The organism is Bacillus sp. PPSBB_2 (assembly GCF_045291115.1).
GTDB classification, from domain to species: domain Bacteria; phylum Bacillota; class Bacilli; order Bacillales; family Bacillaceae_G; genus Bacillus_A; species Bacillus_A cereus.
In genome coordinates, this window is sequence record NZ_CP147983.1 from 920,255 (window position 1) to 944,535 (window position 24,281).

A 24,281-nucleotide genomic window follows, 5' to 3' on the forward strand; every position below is an offset into this window, starting at 1 on the left:
GATGCCTTTTAAGTGAATACAGATAAAATGAAAATATCTATATGGAATGATAAATATGTTAAGCTTCAATTACGCTAAGCATTCTGTTTATAAATGCAGCTGCGTGAGCACGTTGTGATGGTCCTTTTGGTACGAATTGATTAAATTCATTACCTTTTACAATTCCATATCCATACACTCTTTGTACTTCTTCTTTAGCGTAAATTAAGTTTTGGTCTACGAATGGTAGTTCAACTTGTTTTGCAAAAATACCAGCGTGTTTTAGAGAACGATCGATCATAATAACAGCTTCTTCGCGTGTAATTGTAGTATTTGGATCAAATGTATTATCACCACGTCCGCGGATTATGCCTGCGCTTGCTGCACGATTAATACCGTCTCTTAAAGATGGGTGTACTTGTTCTAAGTCTGTGAAATTAGCATTTCCACTTGGTAATTGTAAAGCACGAGTAATTAATGTAGCAAATTCAGCACGCGTTACAAGACGTTCTGGGAAGTACTTGCCGTTCCCTTCTCCTTGCATAATGCCTCTAGCTGCTAATTGACGAATGTCTTGTTCATACCATCCACCTGTAATGTCATCAGTTACGGGATTTTTTTGGTTTTCCTTATAGTATGTTTCAGTTCCTTTTAAGAAAGCATCCCATTGTCCGCGTTGAATCATAAACGCAGGGCAGTTTTTTCCTGACCAAAATTGGTGTTTTTGGACCTTATCTAGAGAAATATTTAAGTCGTTCATTAAATAAGCTGCCAATTTACGCGCATTTTCTACCGCTTTTTCATAGTTTCCATCTTGATTAACGGCAATTTCAATTCCGATAGATTCATAGTTTCCAGTTTTATTTCCAGCATGCCATCCAACTTCATTTACTGGAAGATGTTGATAAATTTCTTTATCATCTACTGTGAAATGCCAAGATGCAGCGCGATCAGCTGTTCCGCGTGCTTGATTATCTAAGAATTTTGCATGATTCAGAGCATTAGCACCTTTCGCTGTATTAGCCGTTTCGTGAATCGTAATATATTTAGGCACCATCGGGTAGCCAGGGCGAATATCGTCATTTCCTTTTGGGACAATCATTTCTTTAAATGTAACGCCATAAATATTGTTTGTTTGTAGAGCTTCTGGCGATCTCAATAAACTATTTTTAGCAGTACGACTGTTTTTTAATAATGAAGCTTTTGTACCTTCAAATGTAGCAGAAGGTGCATAAATCCATTTTGCTGTTTCATTTATTTGGACTTTAAACCAATTTCCAGCTTGTTCAGTAGGAGTTATGACTTGTGGCTCTAGTTTTCCTTCTTCTTTAAATGATTGGAACGGAAGTGCATGTATGGAAGCTTCTTCTTTTACGATTAATTTTTGGTTAGATAGTTTATGAATCTCTTGAACTTCTAAGCTATTATCATTGTTATCTATCCATCCAGCGCCAGTTGACGTCGTTATGTAATAAGCATTTCCTTTTTTCTTTGTCGCCGTTACGACTTGTTCTGTAATCTCGATATTCGATTTGTTTTTTAAATCATTCGCGGTATATAATGAATGTTTTTTTGAAGTGTATAGTAGGAATTGGCCAGTAACCTCGATATCTTCTTCATGAGTACTATGCTCATTAACATGTTCTTTAATACTTTTAAAAACTTGATCCTCCGTATATACTTCGGCAGATTTTTCAGCACTCTCTGCAAATGAATAAGTAGGTGCAAGAACAGTTTGTAATGCAAGAGAGAGAGTTAAAACACTATAAAATTTCTTTTTCATATTTGTTTTTAACACATTAGATTGTGGAATCTAGTGTTAACAGTCCTCCTTTTTATATTGTATTTTCACTATGTATCGATTTTAACACTAATAAATTTTAACAAGAGAAAATCATGATGTCTATATACATGAGCAATATTCATAAAAAGAATTATTTGAAAAAATGTAAGAGAAACAGGTAAAACCTTCTGTATTGACCTGTAAACGCCCTTCAAGTAAACTAAAGAGAGTTTGCAAATGAAAAGGTGATAATGTTGTTAATTTCAATTAAAACGTTACAAGATGATCGTTTTTTACGTCCGCTACAAAATATTGGCGGCTTATTTTTTGAAGATAGTACGATTGGATTTGAACAAGAGGAAGCAAATCTGATCGTTGATATACACATTGAGGATAATGTGAAAGCATCTGCTCAATTGACGGATGTTAGCACAGGAAATGTGTATGAAGAAACATTCTCGAAAGATTTATCTGCTTTCACAGATGAAAAAGAGCGTATGAAGCAAGTGAAGCACGTTGTTTCTTATGTATATCTTTCTGTTCTTCAGCAGTTAACTGGTATTGAACAAAGCTGGGGTATTTTAACGGGAGTACGTCCGACGAAACTTCTTCACAAAATGCTTCAAAATGGTATGTCAAAAGAAGAAGCGCATCAAGAACTTCGTGAAAGTTATTTAATTCATGAAGAGAAAATTGAACTTCTTCAGCGCATTGTTGATTGCCAATTAGCAGTTGTTCCGGATTTATACCGTTTGAAAGAAGAAGTAAGTATTTATATCGGTATTCCGTTCTGCCCAACGAAATGTGCATACTGTACATTCCCGGCTTATGCAATTAATGGACGCCAAGGATCTGTTGATTCGTTCTTAGGTGGTTTACATTATGAAGTTCGTGAAATTGGTAAGTTTTTAAAAGAAAAAGGTGTAAAAGTTACGACGATTTATTACGGCGGCGGTACACCTACAAGTATTACAGCAGAAGAGATGGATATGCTGTATGAAGAAATGTATGAAGCGTTCCCAGATGTGAAAAATGTGCGTGAAGTAACAGTTGAGGCAGGTCGCCCAGATACGATTACTCCAGCAAAGCTAGAAGTGTTAAATAAATGGAACATTGACCGTATTAGTATTAATCCACAGTCATACCATCAAGAGACACTAAAAGCAATTGGACGTCATCATACTGTAGAAGAAACAATTGAGAAATACCATTTAGCTCGTGAAATGGGAATGAACAATATTAATATGGACTTAATTATTGGTCTTCCTGGTGAAGGGTTAGATATCTTCAAGCATACGTTAGATGAAACAGAAAAGTTAATGCCAGAATCATTAACAGTTCATACGTTATCATTTAAACGTGCTTCTGAAATGACGCAAAACAAACGTAAATATAAAGTAGCAGGTCGCGAAGAAATTACAGCGATGATGCACGAAGCAGAAGAGTGGACGCAAAAGCATAATTACGTACCATATTACCTATATCGTCAAAAGAATATTTTAGGTAACTTAGAGAATGTTGGTTATGCAATGCCGACGCAAGAAAGTATTTACAACATTGTCATTATGGAAGAAGTACAATCAATTATCGGACTTGGTTGTGGTGCATCAAGTAAATTTGTTCATCCGAAGACGGGAGCAATTACGCACTTTGCGAATCCGAAAGATCCAAAATCATATAACGATGGCTTTGTGAAATATACAGAAGATAAACTGAAAATTTTAGAAGAGCTATTTGCATAAGAAGAAAGAGGTTGTTCCGAGTCGGAACAACCTCTTTTTTATCCTGCAGTAACGGGCGGTCCGATTATATCTTGTCAGTTTTTGTCGGTAAGTTGATATATTCGAAAAATCGCTGATATAAATTGAGTTGTGGTTGATATATTTTGAAAGTCGCTGATATATTTCAAGTTACGGTCGATATATCTGGAAAATCTCCGATATAATTTCATTTACTGTCTAGCGGTATCGTATGTAAAACTATGTCGATAATAATCAGAAAAATTAGTCAAATCATTAGAGGACAATGTCTACTTATGGACGAAATGATAGATTTATGAAAGAGAAAAGGGGGAAATTGTTGGCATGTATATGACGATAGGGAGAATTTTTGATTTATCAGTTGGTAAGTATCCAAATAAAGAGGCGTTAGTGGAACCTGAAAAAAAAATTCGCTGGACGTATAAACAGTGGGATGAACAAATAAATAAAACAGCGCACGCTCTATTAGAAGAAGGGGTAAGAAAGGGAGATACGGTATCTGTTTACTTATATAATTGCCATGAATTTGTAAACGTTTACTTAGCCTGTGCGAAAATTGGAGCGATCTTTAACCCGATTAATTTCCGCTTAAAAGCAAAAGAAGTATCTTATATTCTTCAGGACGCATCCTCGAAAGTCGTTGTCTTTGAAAAAGCAGTTGAGTCAACTGTTGCTATAATTGAAAGAGATTTTCCAAATACATCTTTTTGGTCTATAGAAAACGATAAACCTTCCTATGCAAGTTCCTACCATGAAAAAGTGAATGAAGCATCTTCTGAGAAAGTAAATATCGAAATTGATGAAATGGATTATTGTTCTATGCTGTATACGAGCGGTACGACAGGTCATCCGAAAGGCGTGTTACATCGCCATCGTGAAATGGCTGAGCATAGTATGATTTGTACGTATTTCCTAAAATATAATAGAGATAGCGTTGGGCTTGTTGTTGCACCTTTATATCACTGTGGTGAATTAAATGCCGGAATCATACCACGCATTCAAGTTGGCGGAAAGAATGTTATTTTGCATCATTTTGATACAGAAACAGTATTACATACGATTCAAGAAGAAAAGATTACGACGTTCTTTGCAGCGCCGACGATGTGGAATATGTTGTTGCAAAAAGATTTAGCTCAGTATGATTTAACGTCAATGAAAATCGGTATATATGGCGGAGCAGCAATGGCACCGGCGTTAGTGAAGGAATGTAAAGAACGTCTTTATATTGATCTTGTTCAAATATACGGAATGACAGAAATGGGGCCAGTTGTTGCATTTCTCGTAGAGGAGGATCAAATTACGAAAGCTGGTTCAGCAGGCACGCCATGTTTTAGCCATGAAGTTCGTATTGTGAAACCGAACGAGGATGCACCGGCAGAACCAGATGATGTATTACCTCCTTATGAAGTGGGAGAAATTATTTTACGCGGCCCAACTATGATGGCTGGCTATCATAATCGTGAAGAAGCGAATAAAAAATCGATGTATAAAGGATGGTATCATTCTGGTGATCTAGGCTATTTTGATAAAGACGGTTATTTATTCGTTGCTGATCGCGTTGATGATATGGTAATTAGCGGTGGCGTAAATATTTATCCTCGTGAAATTGAAGATTTCCTTCATAGTCATCCAGGTATATTAGATGTGGCGGTACTTGGTGAGCCAGATGAATTATGGGGAGAGCGTGTTGTGGCAGTTATTGTGAAGAAAGATGAAACAATAACAGAAGCTGATTTAGAAACGTATTGCAAAGAAAGTGATGAACTAGCAGATTATAAACGTCCGCGTCATTATTTATTTGTAGATGAACTCCCTCGTAATGCGAGCGGGAAGTTGCAGAAGTTTGTACTGAGGGAGTCGTTGAAAGGTGCGAAAAAATAGAAAATGCAGGATGCCCCATATCTATGGGGTATCCTGCATTTTTCTGTATTAAACAGAAGAAACAATATCTTTGTTAATTCTCATTTTTTCTTGGTGAAGGTTAATTAGCGCATTTGAAATAAGTCTAGTGGTAATAAGTCAAGAGTAAAACAAGACTGATTTTTTCTAGGTGCGATTTTTTCAGCATACGGAAATAGACCCGACCAAAAATGAAATTTTTTCGGGCCGTTTCCAAGATTGCGTCAATAACAAAGTGTTATTTTTCTATCACGCTCCTTGGTGGCGTGTAGAGTTGATGGTTACGTAGTAGCGTATCCACCAGACGCACAAATTTTCTTGCGGTTAAGACGATGGCTCTTTTGTGTTGATGTTTGGGTGTTTCTTTGTATTTCTTTTGATAAAATGCTTGATATTCAGGCAAATATCTTCTTACTGAATTGGCAGCCTCNTCGCCTACGAGAATACAATGACAACTTTTGGGGGCTACCTTTTGAACTACTATCCAAAAGCCCAATCAGTTATCGAAACAGCTAGTGTGTTGGTAGTGATAGCAATGGCTCGGGTAACAGACTTTTTATCGTAGACAGAGCTACAGGGGAAATGAGCAAATTCCCGATGGATCCTTTCCATACATCCATTGTATCTGGGAAATTCAATAATATCGAAACAAATTCCGTAAGGAATCTTGTTATCTATTTTTTTTAAAATCAGGGTAATTAGAAAGCAGAAATACTGATCTAAACTATATTCTACGAGGTGGAAACACAAAGTGGATGTAATACAAAAAGAAAAGACACCCTAAGGTGCCTTTCTCCGACTTGAACCATTTCATTTCATACGAATCGGAATCTATCCGTATTACCATTACCCCTTTGTTATGAGTGTAAACACACACTATAAAGCAGAATCGTCTATATACACTAGATTGTTAGTTCACAAAAGACAAGAGATTTGAGATCAATATCGAAGTGACGCCACATCCCCTATAATAATTGATATGTTACGCCTTTTAAAAGAATCTGCTTTATAGAACGTGCCCACAAGTTATATTTTACTACATGTAATATTCATTCAGTGTATTTTTTGATGAATATGTATAATTACATAAACTGTATGAAAAAAGAGAGTATACTCTGATGTTGTGTAATAAAGATAAAGCCCGCCTATGGAATAGGGGGCTTTTCTTACTTTTTATAAATATTTATTCCAATTATATTATCAGATGAGTCTAAACGAATATAAACGTCAGCTGATAAAAGGTGTGCATTATATATTCGTTGTTTATATGTTGATATCTCGAAGCGTTTTCCATTTAATTCACATTCTAGAATAATCATATCGCCATGTTCTTTCCAATTTATTAATTTAGCAGTTGTATTCATATAAACCTCCTCTGAATCATTTTATGAAAATTAATAGAGATAGTGTGAGAAAGGAGTTTATATAACAAAAAAAGACACCTTAAGTGTCTTCTTTGAGTACTATAAAAGTCGTTGAATGAAATAGGTTTCTATTTTTATTTGCGTGAAAAGCCTTCTTCATCAAGGTATTCCGCAGCTTCTGGATAAGAGTTGAATGTACCGTCTAAGTTTACACCAGCGTACACGTTCCACATGTCATCCTCTGAAATAAGAGTAAGAATATGACCATCTTCGTTCTGCCATTCTTCTTCTTTCGCAGGTTCTACAGGTGCTACTACTTCTTCTTGTGATAGAAGGTCAATTGATTTCTCAATTACTGAACGTAACTCCTCTGCTGAAAACTCACGGATGTTAACCATGCCTTTATCATCTGTTTTATAACCTTTAATACCGCTTGCATATACAAATCCATTTCCATTTGGGTGTAAATGAAATACAACGTTCTTTTTATCTAAACGACTTTCTTCAAAGTGGAAGTTTACACGTTTTAATGATACGTTCTTTCTTTCTAGTTCTGGGAAAGATTCAATAATCGATAATTTTTCTTCAAAAGTTAGCATAGTGCCTCCAAGTATATAGTAAAAGATTTAATTTGTTCATTATAGCATAGTTGCAATTGTTTCCAAAGATAAGGGGGAAACTTTTCGTTGAATACGTTTACGTCACGAGAATGTAAAAAGTGAGCTAACGAATGTATCTTTTTAGGTGTACAATGGAACATGGACTTTATACAAAGGTGGTTTTTTTATGTTTCAAAAAATAGCAAAGGAATGTTTAGCAGGATTTACTGTTGCGATTGTTGCGTTACCACTTGCGATTGCATTTGGTATTGCCGCGACAGGAACGTCTGAGGGAGCGCTTGTTGGATTGTATGGTGCGATTTTTGCAGGTTTATTCGCAGCGTTATTTGGCGGGACACCTGGGCAAGTAACAGGGCCAACTGGACCAATTACCGTTATTGCAACAGGAGTTATTGCGACGCACGGGTTAGAGGCAAGTTTTATTGCCTTTATGATGGCAGGGTTATTTCAAATTTTATTCGGTGTATGTAAGCTCGGTTCTTACGTTCGATATATTCCGTATCCTGTCGTTTCGGGATTTATGAATGGTATTGCATTAATCATTATTTTAGGCGAAATAAAGCACGTACAAAATAGTTTTTTACTTGTTGTGTTAACGATTATTGTAATGATTGTTTCTGGTAAATGGATTAAGGCGATTCCGTCTAGTTTAGTAGCACTAGTCGGTGTGACAGCTTTGCTTCCTTTATTTTCTTCCTTACTCGAAGGACTTACAGTAAAGTTACCGATTATCGGAAATCTTTCACTAAATAAAGTAATTGAAAAGATTGGAACCATTCCAGAAGCGATGCCTACGCTTCATATTCCATCTTTAAGTGGAACAGGAATAGCAGCACTTATTTTGCCAGCGCTTAGTATTGCTTTATTAGGATCGATTGACTCGTTGTTAACATCGGTCGTAATGGATAATGTGACAGGTACACGTCATAAAAGTAATAAAGAACTGGTTGGACAAGGTATCGGTAATATGATGAGCGGATTGTTTGGCGGATTAGCAGGTGCAGGTGCGACTGTAAGGTCTATCGTGAATATAAGAAGTGGCGGTAAAACGGCACTTTCGGCATGTATGCATAGTGTTATCTTATTTATTTTTATTATGGGTCTTGGTTCGGTCGTACAATATATTCCACTTGCTGTATTATCAGGTATTTTAATTTTAACTGGTATTGGAATGTTCGATTGGGGAAGCATGAAAAAGATGCATGTCGCTCCTAAAGGTGATGTCGTTGTTATGCTCGTAACGATGATTGTAACGGTGAAGTTCGATTTAATGATTGCTGTTGCATTCGGTATTATTCTTTCGTTCATCATATATATGGTGAAATGTAAAGAACGCAAAACTTCTATCGTAAAAGAAAAAGAAGAAACGTACACAATTCAAGGACCGCTCTCTTTCCTATCAGTAGATCGTATTTTCTCTACTTTACAAGATGTGAAGTCACCGGTTGTTTTACGTATGAAAGATGTGCGTTATATGGATGTATCAGGAGCTATGGCATTATTAAATTTTGTTGAGCAATCAAATAAAGTAGGAGCAAGTGTAAAGCTTGAGCAAGTACATCCGAGTATTGAAAAAACAATCGCAGTAATGGCAAGCGATGAACAGAAAGAGCAATTGAAAATTTTAAGTGTTTAGATGGTAATTAGAATATCTCACAATCTTACATAAATTATAATGTAGAGTTGTGGGATATTTTTATAATGTTTTTAGTAATATGTATCGCAGTGATAGAGAGGAAGGGCTCTTTTTGCGTAACAGAAACGGTTATAGTGTGTACATATATAATGGAAGGAATTGGAAAAAATATTGTGAAGAGACAGGCTTAAATGGGTTCTCTTTTCTATTTTGAAAAAAAAACCAAGTATTCAACCTATAATAAATTTGTTATGATAACCAATGGGATAAAGTGAATTCCTATCGTTTAAAACAATATGTTTGAGAGTATATGTATAAAAGAAAAGAGAAAAAATATGAATAAAACATTTGTAAAAGGAGCAGCAATTTTAACCATTACAACTTTTTTGTCGAAATTGCTGGGTAGTTTTTTTCAAATTCCATTACAAAATATTGCAGGAGATGAAGTGCTCGGTATTTTCCGCCTTGTTTTTCCTGTATATATGATTGCTCTTACATTATCGGTAGCCGGAGTTCCACTTGCAATTTCGAAACTAATTGCAGAGTTGAACGAAAAAAATAAGCAAAAGGAAATTGCGAAATTATTTAAATCAGCGTCAATTATTGGGATAGCATTTGGCGTTTTCGGCTGTTTAGTCATTGTATTATTTTCTATTGAAATTGCAAATATGCTTGGTGGACAAGAAACTAGAATGCCGTTGCTTATTACTTCATTAGCGTTACTCATTGCGCCATACATGGCGGTGTATAGAGGGTATTTTCAAGGTTTCGGTGATATGAAACCAACAGGGGTATCACAGGTCATTGAGCAATTTGTACGTGTGTTTTTTATGTTAATAATTGCTTACATACTAGTATCATGGGATAAGAGTAATACTGTTATTACTAGTGGTGCGATGGTTGGCTCTTTTCTTGGAGTCATTAGTTCGCTTATATATTTGCGTATAAAATATAATAGAAGTCCATACTACAATAAAAGCAATTCCTATTCGCTCCGAGATTTAAGAGAAAACGGCAAAAAGATATTGCGGGTATCGATCCCAATCGCTATTGGAGCTTTATCAATGCCACTTTTAAATTTAGTAGACTCGCTTACAATACCGCATGTATTACAAGGATCATCAACAGAAATTCAAGAACAATTTGGAATATACAGTCGCGGTTTTGCATTCACGCAAATAATTGTTATTTTTGCAAGCGCAATTGTATTTCCGTTAATACCACTCTTAACTTCCGCATTGGCCAAAAGAGATATAAATTTGGCGAAAATAACAATTCAAAATACAAATCGACTAGCGCATGTTTTGACAGCACCGTTAACAATATGGTTGATGGCATTAACAGTACCGTTAAATGTCGGATTGTTCACAGATGTAAAAGGCAGTAGTATGTTAACAGTTATGATTGGCAGTTCGTATTTTACTGCGGTTATGGTATTATCAATAGGTGTTTTACAGGGCATTAACCGTTCTGCACAAGCTGCATGGATTGTTATTGGTGCGAGTTGTGTGAAAGTCGTGTTAAACATAATGTTCGTGCAGAAGTTTGGCATAGATGGAGCGGCGTATAGTACATTAATTACTTACGTATTGATTTGTATTGTAAATCATTTGTATATTCGAAGCTATATTGCCTATTCTATTCATTTAAAAAGCTTTTTTGGTGTGCTAGCAATAGCATGTATTTTGGGACTAGGATTGTATGAATTATGTAATGTGATAAATATTACATCTTCAAGAATTATGACGTTATTATTCAGTGGTATAGCATTAAGTATTACAACCATTTTGTATGGTGTATGTGCTTTGAAATTAAAATGGATATCAATAAACAAAATACCATTTTTAAAAAGATAAATATAGAAATTTAATTTTTTATTATAATTCATATGAACTGATAAAGAGGAAACTATGTAGGGTATCAAGTGTTTAGGTAAGGAATGGGTACTAGTTTATGTTAGATGAAATAAATGGTTACCTAGTTTTGGAGGAGATTTAGGGTGCGTTTAGTCTTATCAGGATATTATGGTTTTTATAATGTTGGAGACGAGGCGATTCTACAATCAATTATTGAATCGTTAAGTAAAGAGAACCCGGATATAGAACTAGTAGTACTATCAAATGATTCTAAATATACAAAGGAAATGTATGGTGTAGAATCGGTAGATCGCTGGGATATAAAAGCTGTTTATCATGCGATAAAAAACAGTGATGGAGTTATTAGCGGTGGCGGGAGCCTTCTTCAAGATCAGACAAGTACGAAGAGTATTCTATATTATACGGGTATTATGGGACTCGCTCGATTATTAAAAAAGCCGTATTATATTTATTCACAAGGAATAGGTCCAATTACAAAAGGATATAATCGTCTATTAGTAAAATGGAACTTGTCAAAAGCTTCCTATGTATCAGTTCGAGATGAGGATTCGTTTTTATATTTAAAAGAACTTGGCATAAAAAACGATATTGAAATTGTTCCAGACCCTGTTTTAACATGGAAACGGACAAAACAATCGGATTGGTTGCAAAAGCATTCGATACATGGAAAAGTAATTGCGGTTAGTGTGCGTTATTGGAATGCAAAAGAAGATTATATAAAAAAATTAGCTGCGGCATTAAAAAAATTAAAGCAAGAAGGATACCAAATTCTATTTGTTCCAATGCATGAGCCATTTGATCAAAAAGCTTCGCGTGAAGTAGTAGACTTAATGGGAGAAGAGACGTATATGCTTCCATATAAAATGGATATCGACGAGAAAATATTCATTTTATCACAATGTTCATTACTAATTGGTATGCGTCTTCATGCACTAGTTTTTTCTGCTGTAGCCAAAACTCCAATGGTCGGGATTTCATACGATCCAAAAATTGATTCGTTTTTAAGTCAAGTGAATCAGCCAGTTATAGGAAGTGTGGATGGCGAATGGAGTGCTGAATATTTATATGAAATTGCGAAAAAGCAATTAATGCAACAAGGAACTGTGCAGCAAGAGTTACAATTGACAATAGATGAGCTTCGGTTGCAAGGCAAACAGGCAACAAAGAAACTCATTGATCATATGGAAAAAGGCACTTTATTAAAAAAGTAAAGTGTCTTTTATTTTGTTTTGAATGTAATGAAAATTCAAATTAAAAAACGTTTTATTTTAATTCCTATTTATTATGCTAAAATGATTGTGATTATTATATAATCAAATTTGTGATAATAAATTCGTAGATTACGAGGAGGATAACCTTGAAGACTTTTTCAAAAGGTATAACAGCAGTGGCATTAACGGGATCATTACTTTTAACTCCTATTTCAAGTTATGCGGCAAATGATGATATTACAGGACATATGTTTGAGACGAATATGCGCTCACTTATTACTAAAGGAGTTTTAATGGGGTATGGAGACAATGTATATGCGCCTGATAAATTAGTAACAAGAGCAGAGTTTGCTACATTCATAGCGAGGGCTTTAAATTTACCGAAAGCTGATTCGAATTTCGAGGATGTGCCGAAGACTTACGGTTTATATGATGGTGTAAGTAGAGCATATGGAGCGAAAATTATTAATGGTCGTACGAACGAGACGTTCTCACCAAATGATGTGATTACACGTGAAGAAATGTCGATAATGGTAAAGCGAGCGTTAGACTATAAAAATATTAAAGTAGCTGTAAGTCCGCTTACCTTTACTGATAAAGATAGTATTAACTATAAAGAGCATGTGCAAGTTATGGTGGCTACTCAAATTATTAAAGGGTATCCAGAAGATAATACATTTAGACCACATTTATCAGCTACAAGAGGGATGGCTTCAGCTATGTTGGATCGCATGCTTCAGACGATTGAAAAAAACGGAAATAGCAATCCTGTAGAAACTAAGAAATATGTCGTGACAAATGTAAGAGAAAACGGAACAGAGCAAGAAGTAGAGCGCTATAATACGTATAAAGAAGCGGTTACCGCTGCTCAAAATAAAGGTATGAATGCGGTAAAATACGAGAACGAATTTTTATGGATTAAAGATGGTTTTGCAAGTGCGAAAAGAATAACTGGGCAAAACATCATTAATATTTATGATGAGAATTTATCAACAGTATATACGTATATTCAGTATGGAACAGAATTGAAAGTGTTAGAAGTTGGCGAAGATCGTGTGAAAGTTCAACTTTCTGGTTTGACAGGTTATGTGAAGAAGAATGAAATCACTTTAATTCCTACCAATGAAATGAAACAGTCGTCTTATTATGTGAAATCAGATGGATATTTATACCATAAATATTATACATATAATACAAGTTCACCTGGATATACAGAATTTAGATATGGTGTGGCACCTTCTTTCATGAAGCAAGGACAGCAAATGTATAGTGTAGATGGAAAGACATTTGGAGACGAAACTTTCTATCAATATTTCAATTATTTATCATTACGTTCGAAAACAGATTATACAGCTGAACAACTAGATAGTTATGTGAAATCGATTAAGCCAGACTCTCCATTAATTGGTTTAGGAAAGAAATTTAAAGAAGTAGAAAGCAAGTATAATGTAAATGCATTATTCTTATATTCATTAGCAATTCATGAAAGTTATTATGGAACAAGCGCTCTTGCAAAAGACAAAAATAATTTATTTGGTTTAAAAGCAACAGACGATAGTCCATATGGTAACGGAGAAGCATTCAATTCAAAAGAAGATTGTATTGAACATGCAGCAAAATTATACATGAATGAAGGATATTTAAATCCAGGACATTGGCGTTATACAGCAACATATACAGGTGATAAAGCTGCTGGTTTAAATGCGAAATATGCATCTGATGCGAACTGGGGTAAAAAAGTAGCGGGGCATATGAACCGTTTTGATTCTTATTTAGGTAAAAAAGAATACAACAAGTACAAACTTGCACGTGTGATGAATAACGTGGAAGTGAAAAAGAATCCTAGTATATCAAATGAGCGACTGTATCGTTTAAATACAAATGTAGTTGTCACAGTTACTGGTGAAGAAATAATAAATGGAAAAGCGTGGGTTAAAGTTATTTCAGATAATCCTACTGTAACAGAAGCGTATATTGCAAAAGAAAGCTTAGAGTACGTAAAACATTAATTAAATAAAAAAGAAGGTGCTACTCTAATATTTCGTAGCACCTTCTTTTTATCCCGCATTAACGGGCAGTAATCCCCCACCTCAAAAAAGGAAGTTAGGTAGGGGATGAACTGCCCGTAAAAGCCCGATTGGTTCAACTAATAATCAGTGGGGATGAACAAAACCCCCACTGATTAAAGTTTCACTTTATTCAATTTCAAAATCAACAATGATATAAGCGAGTATCACAACGAAGAAAATACTAACGGCTGGCGCTGTTAATACGTGGCCAGACATAAAGCCAATGCCAAGTGATAGAATGAGTGTGCTCGTTAATAGCATATACTTTACGCTCATGATTTTCTTAAAGTTTGTGATCATGCGGATGAATAATTTAATACCAAAGTATAGAAACGGTATTAAATAAATAAGGAAACCGACAATTCCAAATGCGAAAAATAGGTCATGGAAGTCCATTTCAATTAATTTAATTTTATCTGTGTAGTTACCAGCATAACCCATTCCGAATAGTTTTTGTGAAAGCGGTGCGTCTTTATAGTACTGTTTGTATGTTTTTAAGAATTTGTCGCGATCGCTGTAAATTAAACTTTTTACTTCAGAATCTGTAAGTTCACCTTTTGCATGTTTTTTTGCATCTTCTGGATCTTCTTTAATTACTTTTCCTTCTTTTCGATCTTTCTCTTCTTGTACTGATTTTTTGTATTCGTATATTTGCATGTGAATGCCCATATTTTTTGCGATAGGAGTATGTGGTGTAAGAGCAATTAAACCTCCTAGTATAACAGCGGCAACAACGGTATTTACAATATGTGTGAATCCTTTTCCTTCTTTTTTACGATTTATCATATATTCAATGAATGAGAAGAAAAGTGCTACGCCTAATGTAATAACAATTGCGCCATATCCGACTTTCGTTCCGACCATAATACTTGCATACATCGCAAGTATTGTTGGAATCCAGTAATATATTTTCGAGAAAGAAGTTGTTTTATGAATCGAATATAAGACAATGATTGGGAACATAATGGCGAAAAGAGAACTTAAATCATTTCCAGCGAAGAACCAACCTCTTGAACCGATTTTTGAGTGAGGATAGCTTGGGAAATCCGTTCCAGTTTGCATTGCGACAATCATTGTGATGCTTAAAATTAAAGTTGCATATAAGAAATATGTAATGATTTTATGAAATACATACTCTTTATTTTTTAGCTCTTTAAAGGCGATAATATATCCAAACAGTAGCACAATTGGATATACGGTCTTTAAGATAAATTTAACTTCTTCTCCAAATGAAACTGGAGATTTAACCATCATATTATTTACAAGACCGATTGCGAGTGCGATTCCGAGTAAACATAAATAGAAGATGTACTTTTTCGCATCTTGTTGTTTGTGATGAAGAAGTAGGTATCCTAATGCAAGAAGCATAAAGGCGAAACGGACTACAACTCCAACTGTTGCGCTCATGTGTAGTATATAGATTGAAAAAGATGTTAATAAATCTAAAATTGGTTGAAACACAATGAATAGCAATAGGAAATGTGGGAAGTAGTTATCCGTTTGTTTCAACTTATTAACCATATGTTCCTCCAGTTCTTCATTCCTTTATTACAACACCCAAAAGATGGGTATAAAGCCTTTTTTATATAGTAAGGCGAATGAATTTCAATATTTGTTTTTTTATCAAACTTAAGAATACACCATTTCATTGTAATGGTAAATAGATGAAAAGCATGGATAAACCGACTTTAATTTCTATATTTTTCAACGGAATTGTATGTTTTATACGGTATATGTACAAATTGCGAGATTATTAGACAGAAAATTGAGAAAAAAAGAAGGATTTTTCAATGGTTCTCTATAATTATATAAGTATAATCTTTATGGAGAAAAGAGGGGTATATATAATGGAAATAACAAGTAAAACAGAATCTGTCGTTGTGAAATATGAAGGCCACGTTGCAACGGTTATGGTCAATCGCCCAGAGGTGTTAAATGCGTTGGATGAGCCGACCTTAAAAGAGTTATTACAAAAGTTGAAAGAAGTAGCGGAAAGTTCTGCGCATATCGTTGTGTTATGCGGGAACGGCCGTGGTTTTTCTGCGGGTGGGGATATTAAATCGATGCTTTCAAGTAATGATGAAAGTAAGTTTGATGGTATTATGAATACTATTTCTGAAGTTGTCGTGACGTTATATACGATGCCAAAGCTTGTTATTAGTGCAATTCATGGACCAACTGCAGGTCTTGGATTAAGTATTGCGTTAACAGCTGATTATGTAATGGCGGATATATCATCTGTTATTGCAATGAACTTTATTGGAATCGCTTTAATTCCAGATGGAGGCGGTCATTTCTTCCTTCAAAAGCGTGTCGGTGAAAATATGACGAAGCAAATTATTTGGGAAGGTAAGAAATTATCAGCGACAGAAGCGCTTGATATCGGCTTAATTGATGAAGTAATCGGCGAAGATTTCCAAACGGCTGTGAAGCAGAAGATTAATGAATGGTCACAAAAACCGATTAAAGCAATGATTCAAACGAAGCAAATTTTGTGTGAAGTAAATCGCTCTAATTTAGAGCAAACATTGCAATTAGAAAAGCGTGGTCAATATGCAATGAGACAAACAGCGGATCATAAAGAAGGTATTGCCGCGTTTTTAGAGAAACGTTTACCAGCATTTAAAGGGGAATAAAGTGAAGTGTGGATTTTGTCCATTCCTCACTGATTATTAGCTCGTTAATTCGGGATAAAGGGGAGAAAGTGCTAACACATTTTAGTATAATTGTGTTAGCACTTTTTTTAGGAGTAATACATGAAGAAAATAATCGGTGTTATCACTATTATTTTGCTTACATATTCTGCTTTGCATAGTACACCATCTTTGGCAGTTCGGACTGCGTTATTTTTTGAGGGACATCCAAGTGTTGCATTTTCTGACGGGGTGACGAAAGAAAAAGATGTGAAAAAAGAAGCGATTCCAGATCAGTACCAAACTCTATATGGTAAGGAAGAAGACTTAGAGCACTATTTCTTTCCGCATGTAAGAGCACATGGATCAGAAATTGATATGTTAAGTGCATGCGTGAAGAAAAAATGGTTTTTCTATAAAGCAGAGCTCGGATGTTATTAAATATAGGAGGATGAATGATGTCAGCATATAACAAGTTAGTAAGAGATCGTGTTCCAGAGAAGATTTTAATGTCTGGAAAAACATATACAGCACAAAAATTAACAGGTCAAGCCTACATACAAGCTTTAGCGAAAATTGGAACGGAAGAAATTCGTGAATTTGCTTCTATGAAAGAACGCGAACATGCGCTAGATTCTCTTGCAGATGCGCTAGAGGTTATCATTTCATTAGCACGTGCAGAAGGTGCATCGATTGAAGATGTGGAACGCCTTCGTAAGCAAAAAGAGATAGAGCGCGGTGGATTTGAAAGAGGGATTTATTTATTAGATGTTTCAGAAGAATAGTTTTATAGGAAAAGCATAGCGTTAATGAGTAACGCTATGCTTTTTTGTTGCAATGAAGCTAATAATGAAGAAGATAGTTGTTAATATCCAGCCGATTGTAATAGAAGTAGTAGTATGAATGGCATAAGAGATTTGTAAACAAAATAATGATGCTAAAAACCAAATGAGTGCAATGTGTATATATTTTTTTGATATATTCATATTTCAGGACTCCTTTTGTATACTAAAAAGAATTTTACTACAATTTAGAAAATTAAGCTATATAAGTAGAGGTTTTCTGGCGAATTTTGTATACTGAATAGTAGAGAAAATGAGGAGGAAACGACAATGGCACATCATACGAAAGAAACGATGGAACTGATTAAGGAGCTTGTCTCTATTCCGAGTCCGTCTGGAAATACAGCAAAAATTATTAATTTCATTGAAAACTATGTCAGTGAGTGGAACGTAGAAACGAAACGTAATAATAAGGGAGCTCTTATTTTAACGGTAAAAGGGAAGAATGATGCGCAGCACCGCTTATTAACGGCACACGTTGATACGTTAGGTGCGATGGTGAAAGAAATTAAGCCTGATGGTCGCCTGAGTCTTTCTATGATTGGTGGATTTCGCTGGAACTCTGTAGAAGGAGAATATTGCGAAATTGAAACATCAAGTGGCAAGACATATACAGGAACGATTTTAATGCATCAAACATCTGTACATGTATATAAAGATGCAGGTGAAGCAAAACGCGATGAGAAAAATATTGAAGTTCGTATTGATGAGCGCGTATTTTCAGCTTATGAAGTACGCGAATTAGGAATTGAAGTAGGAGACTTCGTTTCATTTGATCCGCGTGTTCAAATTACAGAGAGTGGATACATAAAATCCCGTCATTTAGATGACAAAGTAAGTGTTGCGATTTTATTAAAATTAATTAAAAGATTACAAGATGAAAACGTAACATTACCATATACGACGCATTTCTTAATTTCTAATAATGAAGAGATTGGATACGGTGGTAATTCTAACATTCCTGAAGAAACTGTTGAATACTTAGCAGTTGATATGGGAGCGTTAGGTGATGGACAAGCATCTGATGAATATACAGTATCTATTTGTGCAAAAGACTCTAGCGGCCCGTATCATTACGCACTGCGTAAACATTTAGTAGAGATTGCGAAAACGAATCATATTGAATATAAAGTAGATATTTATCCATACTACGGATCTGATGCATCAGCTGCGATTCGCGCGGGATTTGATGTGAAACATGCTTTAATTGGAGCGGGTATTGATTCTTCTCACGCATTTGAACGTACACATGAAAGTTCTATTGCGCATACAGAAGCATTAGTGTATGCATATGTAATGTCTAATTTAATTGAAGAATAATTTCATAGATAATAGAGAGCTGATTAAAGATATTATTTTTAATCAGCTTTTTATTTGGCAAAGCGATTAGGAGACATGTTCTAATCGCTTTTTTATCCCGCTATTTGCCGAGTAGTAAGACCCCTACCTCAAAATTCAGCGAAAGCAAAAAAGTTAGATGGGGACCGGGCTGCCCGTAAAAGCCTGATTGGTGAGGGCTGATTAAAGTTTTTTTATATACATTCATTATAAGTTATATATATGCGATTTTTGTTATACGGCCGGAAACGTATTTACTATAGATATATAATGTTATACACTATGAAAGGAATTAATTAATAGTTAATATTTTTTAGTTAGCTTGATTAAAAAAATTGTATGAATATGAAGTTTTGAGAGGAGATTTATTTTTCATGAAGTACAAAGCAATAGCCGCAGGTTTATTAGCAGCAAATTTACTAGCACATCCAATTAGTAGTTTAGCAGAAACGAAGAAATTTCCTGATGTTTCAGATAGTGCGTGGTCAAAAGACGCAATTTATTATTTAGTAGAGAGAAATGTAATTAACGGTATGCCAGATGGTAACTTTATGCCATACGGAAATTTAACACGTGCCCAGGCAGCAAAGATTATCGCAACAGCAATTGGTGCTAAAGTAGATCCAAATGCAAAGCCGTCTTATAATGATGCAAAAAATAGTTGGGCAGCTTCATTTATTGCAGCCATGGAAAAAGAGAATATTATTAAGGGACGAGAACCAGGAGTATTTGATCCAGAAGGAAAAGTAACTCGTGCTGAAATGGCAGCTATGCTTGTAAGAGCATATAATCTGAAGAGCAAAGTAACAGGACCAGTTCCTACAAAATTTGCTGATTTAGAGAATCATTGGGGTAAAGAAGAAGTTAATATTTTAGTAGAATTAAAACTTTCTTTAGGTACAGAGAATGGCTGGAAACCGAATGATTCTATTACGCGTGAACAAGCAGCTCAGCTTACTGCGCAAACAGATAAATTTAGCAAGAATAGTGATCGTCCAGTAGAAACAAAGAAAATGTACATAGATAGAAAATTCATTACATATCACGCGCCATCATTAAGTTCTGGGATTAGTGCAAATCAGCATAATCCACAAATGGTTGAAATTAAAGAAGAACGAGATGGATGGATCAAAATTGCAACAAGTAACGGTGATAAATGGACACCTTTAGTAGAGAAAACAGAAGTTATTAATGAAGGATTCACTACTTATGCAGAAGCTTCTTCTTCGTCAAAAGTAATGGGAACACATAACGCACAGCAAGTAACTGTTATTGAAGAGAGCGGCAGTTGGATTCGTATCCGCATGGGCGCTGGTTTCCAATGGGTTAATAAAAATCAATTAAATCCAGTGAAGCAAGGTAACTTCTTAGAAGGAAAAGCGATTATCATTGATCCAGGTCATGGTGGAGCGGATTCAGGTAATCCAGGTTATTATGAGAAAGAAAGTGAAACTGTATTAGATGTATCACTACGATTACAGAAAATATTTGAGAAAAAGACACCATTTACTGTGTTATTCACTCGTACAGATGATACACGTCCAGGAACAAGTGCTTCTGATTCTTTAAAGAAACGTGTAGAATTTGCTCAAAAAAATAATGGGGATATTTTTGTAAGTATTCATGGTAATGGCACGGAAGAGAAAAATGGACAAGGTACAGAAACGTTCTACTATGAATCAGCGACAGCAAGAGGAACAAATCCTAACGTATCAGAAAGTCGTTTACTAGCAGAAAAAATTCAAGAGCGTCTTGTAGATGCACTGGGAACAAAAGATCGTGGTGTGAAAAAAGGCGATTTATACGTAATTAGAGAAAATACAATGCCAGCTGTATTAGCAGAATTAGCATTTGTAGATAATAAAAGTGATGCAGATAAAATAGCTACACCAGCGCAGAGACAAAGTGCAGCGGAAGCTATTTATCAAGGTATTTTAGATTACTATGAAGAAATGGGTAACAACGTGTCTTCTTTCCGTTAATAAATAATAAGAGATTGCCATTGGCAGTCTCTTTTATTTATTAACGTTTCTCTTTATTTCCGGCATATGATATCATTTAATTTTATATACAAAAGAAAAGTATTTGAGTAATTGTAATCATAACAAGAGGGTGTTGCAAAACTAAAATAAACATGCAATGTTATGAATCAGAAAAACTAGCTGAACATGCAATAGATAGCGATTTTGACCATACCAACGTGGCTGTTCCAACCCTTTATCTTTGAGTTTACTAAACTGTTGTTCAATTTTCCTACGTTCTTTCATCAATTGTTTACCAAAGATAGTTTGTATAAAATGAGATAATACACGACGATGTGTACTCTTATTTTGTTCACCATTCCTAGGATTGATTGGATTCATGGCAAAGATGTTACATGTTCGTGCAATTTNACGAAATGAAGGATATTGATGCAAAAAACGTGTTAATTTGCGTAAAGAGTCAATTTGAAATACAGTTTTCAAGAAAAAGCATTTCAGTAAGGCTTTTCTACAGATTGGTGGGCGACCTGTCACAGGCGGAACGCCTTCAATAGTTAAACTGTCTACGTATGCAAATAAAATCTGTAAAATGGATTGATTTTCATCAAATTTGGTTATCATACTAGTAAATCCGTCCTTTCTGGAGATAGTTTCGGTTACTATCATTTTTCCAGGAAAACGGATTTTTTTATGCATTCATTTTTGGATATTTATGAGTTTTGCAACACCCTCATAACAATTTTAAACGATAGAGGATGATAATAGATTGAATAATCATAGTAAAACACCTGCCTGTATATATACGTATGCATTTCGTGAGGAGGAGCGTGCTTTATGTTACTTGGAAATGCGCTCGTTCTTTGGAATGGAGTCCCACGTTAATATTTTAAAAAGTGATGTCAAAATTGACCCTAGTAGAAGTGCGTTTATGAAAGAGCGAATTGAAGTTATGTATGAAGGGGACGACTTAGAAAGCATTTTAAAACAAGTGGAACAAATTGATTTGGCGGGAGCGACATTTAAAGTTATCTTCGTTAAAATCAATGACCTCGTTGGGGAGAATAAAATTGAATATGGAGAAAGACGTCTTATTGAACGAGACCTTGGCATGCATATTGAAGGAGAAGCGGATGTTCGTAATCCAGAGCGTGTATTTGGGATTGTTCCTCTTGGAGGACGCTGGTACTTCGGGCACTATGTAGAAAGCGAACCAGTTTGGTATCATCACATAAAAAAACCGCATAGCTATTCGACATCACTTAGCACACGTGTTGCGAGATCAGTTGCAAATATCGCTGTACCAAATCCAGAGGGAGTACGAGCAATTGACCCGTGCTGCGGTATTGGAACAGTAGTAGTAGAAGCACTTTCTATGGGGATTAACATCGTTGGTAGAGATATAAATCCACTTGTAGTTCTTGGAACGAGAAAAAACATCGCACATTTCGGATTTGAAGGAACAGTAACAAAAGGACCAATCGAGGAAATTACTGAGAACTATGACGTTGCCATTATCGATATGCCGTATGACTTATTTACGCATGCCACACCAGAAGACCAGCTCTCCATTCTTTCAAGTGCGCGCCGCATCGCTAAAAAGGTAGTCGTTGTAACGATGGAGACAATGGACGACATGATCCATGAAGCAGGATTTGAAATTACAGATCGCTGTATTACAAGAAAAGGATCATTTACTAGACAAATTCTTGTTTGTGAATAGAAAAAGGTCACCCGTTTGGGTGACCTTTTTCTATTGTAGTTTGATGTGTGATTGGTTGGTGGTGTAGATAGATGAATTAGCGGAATTTGTCGGTAAGTCGATATTCCATGGCAAATCGCCGATATATTGTGTTGAATCGCTAATATATTCCGAGAATCGTCGATATCGTTACATTAGAATGTTACTGTTCTTTTAATTTTTCTTGTTGTGCGATTAATAAATTGCGTAATATGTGTCCGCGGTAACTTTCTAGTTTTCGTCCTTCATGATAGCGCACACCTAATTTTTTTAGTTCAGCTACGTACCAGCCCTTTGTTCCGTAATACATGGGATCACTTCCTTTTTGCTTTTGAACAGTATATGTTGGGGGACGAAGTAACTTTACATTGAAAATAATAAGACTGGTTGTATCAAGGGGGCCCCCATAACATAGCCTCTGGACAGTGTATAAAAAAATAGACAGTAGTGTATGTTTTTCTGAAAAATGCATACAAATTTATAGCCTATGCGTTGGCATGATATTTGCAATGAAAAGAGTATCAACGTATAGGGGAGAGATCGAAATGAAGGTTAGTAAAATATATACAACGATTGATGCACACGTAGCTGGGGAGCCGCTTCGAATTATTACGGGCGGAGTGCCAGAAATAAAAGGGGAAACGCAGCTGGAAAGACGCGCATACTGTATGGAACATTTGGATTACCTTCGTGAAATTCTGATGTATGAACCGAGAGGGCATCACGGGATGTATGGTTGTATTATTACCCCGCCTGCAAGTGCTCACGCTGATTTTGGCGTATTATTTATGCACAATGAAGGCTGGAGTACGATGTGTGGTCACGGTATTATCGCTGTTATTACAGTTGGAATTGAAACAGGCATGTTTGAAGTAAAGGGGGAAAAACAAAAGTTCATTATTGATAGCCCAGCTGGGGAAGTTATTGCGTATGCAACATATAACGGGAGTGAAGTAGAATCTGTATCATTTGAAAATGTTCCTTCATTTGTATACAAAAAAGACGTTCCTATTAAAATAGATGACTATGAATTTCAAGTAGATATCGCGTTTGGCGGAGCATTTTACGCTGTTGTAGACTGTAAAGAATTTGGTTTGAAAGTTGATTTTAAAGACTTGACTGCTATTCAAACATGGGGCGGTAAAATTAAACATTATATAGAGAGCAAAATGGAAGTGAAGCATCCACTTGAAGAAGGATTAAAAGGGATATACGGCGTTATCTTTTCAGATGAACCGAAAGACAAAGGTGCTACGCTACGAAATGTAACGATTTTTGCTGATGGGCAAGTAGACCGTTCTCCTTGCGGTACAGGAACTTCAGCGAGAATCGCAACTCTTTTTGAAAAAGATGCTTTACAAAAGGGAGAAATTTTCGTCCATGAATGCATTACTGACGGGAAATTCGAGGGGGAAGTATTGTCGGTAACCGCAGTAGATACATATGAAGCTGTCGTTCCAAAAGTAACGGGGAATGCCTTTATTACAGGATTTCATCAGTTCGTTGTAGACCCGAGAGATGATTTGAATCGAGGATTTTTGTTAGGATAA

General features: G+C 35.6%; 20 protein-coding genes and 1 pseudogene. 13 read left to right on the forward strand and 8 right to left on the reverse strand.

Annotation, left to right across the window (positions count from 1 at the left end):
* Positions 1-58 precede the first annotated feature (58 nt).
* On the reverse strand, positions 59-1,762 hold the full coding sequence (locus V6946_RS04610) for an S-layer homology domain-containing protein (protein WP_044307491.1): 1,704 nt from the start codon (positions 1,760-1,762) through the stop codon (positions 59-61).
* A 251-nt stretch (positions 1,763-2,013) separates the two neighbouring features.
* Between V6946_RS04610 and V6946_RS04615 the strand changes: the two genes are divergently transcribed.
* Positions 2,014-3,504 (forward strand): coproporphyrinogen III oxidase, encoded by a 1,491-nt coding sequence (locus tag V6946_RS04615; protein WP_002164625.1) that lies wholly within the window; start codon positions 2,014-2,016, stop codon positions 3,502-3,504.
* 342 nt (positions 3,505-3,846) lie between these two features.
* Positions 3,847-5,403, forward strand: a complete 1,557-nt coding sequence (locus tag V6946_RS04620) for a fatty acid--CoA ligase (RefSeq protein ID WP_006919751.1) — start codon at positions 3,847-3,849, stop codon at positions 5,401-5,403.
* Positions 5,404-5,659: 256 nt separating this feature from the next.
* Here the strand turns inward: V6946_RS04620 and V6946_RS04625 are convergent.
* The 3 genes and pseudogenes from V6946_RS04625 to V6946_RS04635 form a co-directional block, all read right to left on the reverse strand.
* Positions 5,660-5,851, reverse strand: a pseudogene (locus V6946_RS04625) (IS110 family transposase); the annotation flags it as partial.
* A 736-nt stretch (positions 5,852-6,587) separates the two neighbouring features.
* Entirely contained in the window at positions 6,588-6,785 is a 198-nt protein-coding gene (locus tag V6946_RS04630; protein ID WP_001098258.1) for a hypothetical protein, read from the reverse strand.
* A 134-nt stretch (positions 6,786-6,919) separates the two neighbouring features.
* Positions 6,920-7,384: a hypothetical protein gene (locus V6946_RS04635; protein ID WP_000954998.1), complete on the reverse strand. Its 465-nt coding sequence runs from the start codon at positions 7,382-7,384 to the stop codon at positions 6,920-6,922.
* 187 nt (positions 7,385-7,571) lie between these two features.
* On the opposite strand from V6946_RS04635, the gene V6946_RS04640 reads away from it, so the two are divergent.
* The 4 genes from V6946_RS04640 (at position 7,572) to V6946_RS04655 (ending at position 14,138) form a co-directional block, all read left to right on the forward strand.
* The gene (locus tag V6946_RS04640; protein ID WP_000486654.1) at positions 7,572-9,041 is read left to right on the forward strand and encodes a SulP family inorganic anion transporter; all 1,470 of its coding nucleotides are present in this window, start codon (positions 7,572-7,574) and stop codon (positions 9,039-9,041) included.
* A gap of 335 nt (positions 9,042-9,376) precedes the next feature.
* Positions 9,377-10,897: a polysaccharide biosynthesis protein gene (locus tag V6946_RS04645; RefSeq protein ID WP_006919753.1), complete on the forward strand. Its 1,521-nt coding sequence runs from the start codon at positions 9,377-9,379 to the stop codon at positions 10,895-10,897.
* 143 nt (positions 10,898-11,040) lie between these two features.
* Positions 11,041-12,129 carry a polysaccharide pyruvyl transferase CsaB gene (csaB, locus tag V6946_RS04650; protein WP_001241591.1) on the forward strand — a complete coding sequence of 363 codons (1,089 nt, stop codon included), beginning with the start codon at positions 11,041-11,043 and terminating at the stop codon, positions 12,127-12,129.
* Positions 12,130-12,275: 146 nt separating this feature from the next.
* A complete protein-coding gene (locus V6946_RS04655) occupies positions 12,276-14,138 on the forward strand; it encodes an S-layer homology domain-containing protein (RefSeq protein ID WP_000847506.1) in 1,863 nt (620 codons plus the stop codon).
* 186 nt (positions 14,139-14,324) lie between these two features.
* Here the strand turns inward: V6946_RS04655 and V6946_RS04660 are convergent, their stop codons facing one another.
* On the reverse strand, positions 14,325-15,719 hold the full coding sequence (locus V6946_RS04660) for an O-antigen ligase family protein (protein ID WP_006919757.1): 1,395 nt from the start codon (positions 15,717-15,719) through the stop codon (positions 14,325-14,327).
* Between the two features lie 302 nt (positions 15,720-16,021).
* Between V6946_RS04660 and V6946_RS04665 the strand changes: the two genes are divergently transcribed.
* The 3 genes from V6946_RS04665 (at position 16,022) to V6946_RS04675 (ending at position 17,616) form a co-directional block, all read left to right on the forward strand.
* The gene (locus V6946_RS04665; RefSeq protein WP_001999174.1) at positions 16,022-16,834 is read left to right on the forward strand and encodes an enoyl-CoA hydratase; all 813 of its coding nucleotides are present in this window, start codon (positions 16,022-16,024) and stop codon (positions 16,832-16,834) included.
* A gap of 120 nt (positions 16,835-16,954) precedes the next feature.
* Positions 16,955-17,272, forward strand: a complete 318-nt coding sequence (locus V6946_RS04670) for a hypothetical protein (protein WP_006919759.1) — start codon at positions 16,955-16,957, stop codon at positions 17,270-17,272.
* Between the two features lie 17 nt (positions 17,273-17,289).
* Complete coding sequence (locus V6946_RS04675; protein WP_001277350.1) at positions 17,290-17,616, forward strand: nucleoside triphosphate pyrophosphohydrolase; 327 nt, start codon at positions 17,290-17,292, stop codon at positions 17,614-17,616.
* 21 nt (positions 17,617-17,637) lie between these two features.
* On the opposite strand, the gene V6946_RS04680 is transcribed toward V6946_RS04675, so the two are convergent.
* A complete protein-coding gene (locus V6946_RS04680; RefSeq protein WP_006919761.1) occupies positions 17,638-17,817 on the reverse strand; it encodes a hypothetical protein in 180 nt (59 codons plus the stop codon).
* 126 nt (positions 17,818-17,943) lie between these two features.
* Here V6946_RS04680 and V6946_RS04685 point away from each other — a divergent pair, with 126 nt between their 5' ends.
* Positions 17,944-18,993, forward strand: coding sequence for a M42 family metallopeptidase (locus V6946_RS04685; protein WP_006919763.1), 1,050 nt, complete (start codon positions 17,944-17,946; stop codon positions 18,991-18,993).
* Between the two features lie 392 nt (positions 18,994-19,385).
* Positions 19,386-20,993 carry an N-acetylmuramoyl-L-alanine amidase gene (locus tag V6946_RS04690; RefSeq protein WP_006919767.1) on the forward strand — a complete coding sequence of 536 codons (1,608 nt, stop codon included), beginning with the start codon at positions 19,386-19,388 and terminating at the stop codon, positions 20,991-20,993.
* 141 nt (positions 20,994-21,134) lie between these two features.
* Here the strand turns inward: V6946_RS04690 and V6946_RS04695 are convergent, their stop codons facing one another.
* The gene (locus V6946_RS04695; RefSeq protein ID WP_406622250.1) at positions 21,135-21,614 is read right to left on the reverse strand and encodes a transposase; all 480 of its coding nucleotides are present in this window, start codon (positions 21,612-21,614) and stop codon (positions 21,135-21,137) included.
* Between the two features lie 145 nt (positions 21,615-21,759).
* Here V6946_RS04695 and V6946_RS04700 point away from each other — a divergent pair, with 145 nt between their 5' ends.
* On the forward strand, positions 21,760-22,713 hold the full coding sequence (locus V6946_RS04700) for a TRM11 family methyltransferase (protein ID WP_001059319.1): 954 nt from the start codon (positions 21,760-21,762) through the stop codon (positions 22,711-22,713).
* A gap of 181 nt (positions 22,714-22,894) precedes the next feature.
* On the opposite strand, the gene V6946_RS04705 is transcribed toward V6946_RS04700, so the two are convergent.
* Positions 22,895-23,170, reverse strand: coding sequence for a YflJ family protein (locus V6946_RS04705; RefSeq protein ID WP_115609907.1), 276 nt, complete (start codon positions 23,168-23,170; stop codon positions 22,895-22,897).
* A gap of 106 nt (positions 23,171-23,276) precedes the next feature.
* On the opposite strand from V6946_RS04705, the gene V6946_RS04710 reads away from it, so the two are divergent.
* Positions 23,277-24,281: a proline racemase family protein gene (locus V6946_RS04710; RefSeq protein WP_006919769.1), complete on the forward strand. Its 1,005-nt coding sequence runs from the start codon at positions 23,277-23,279 to the stop codon at positions 24,279-24,281.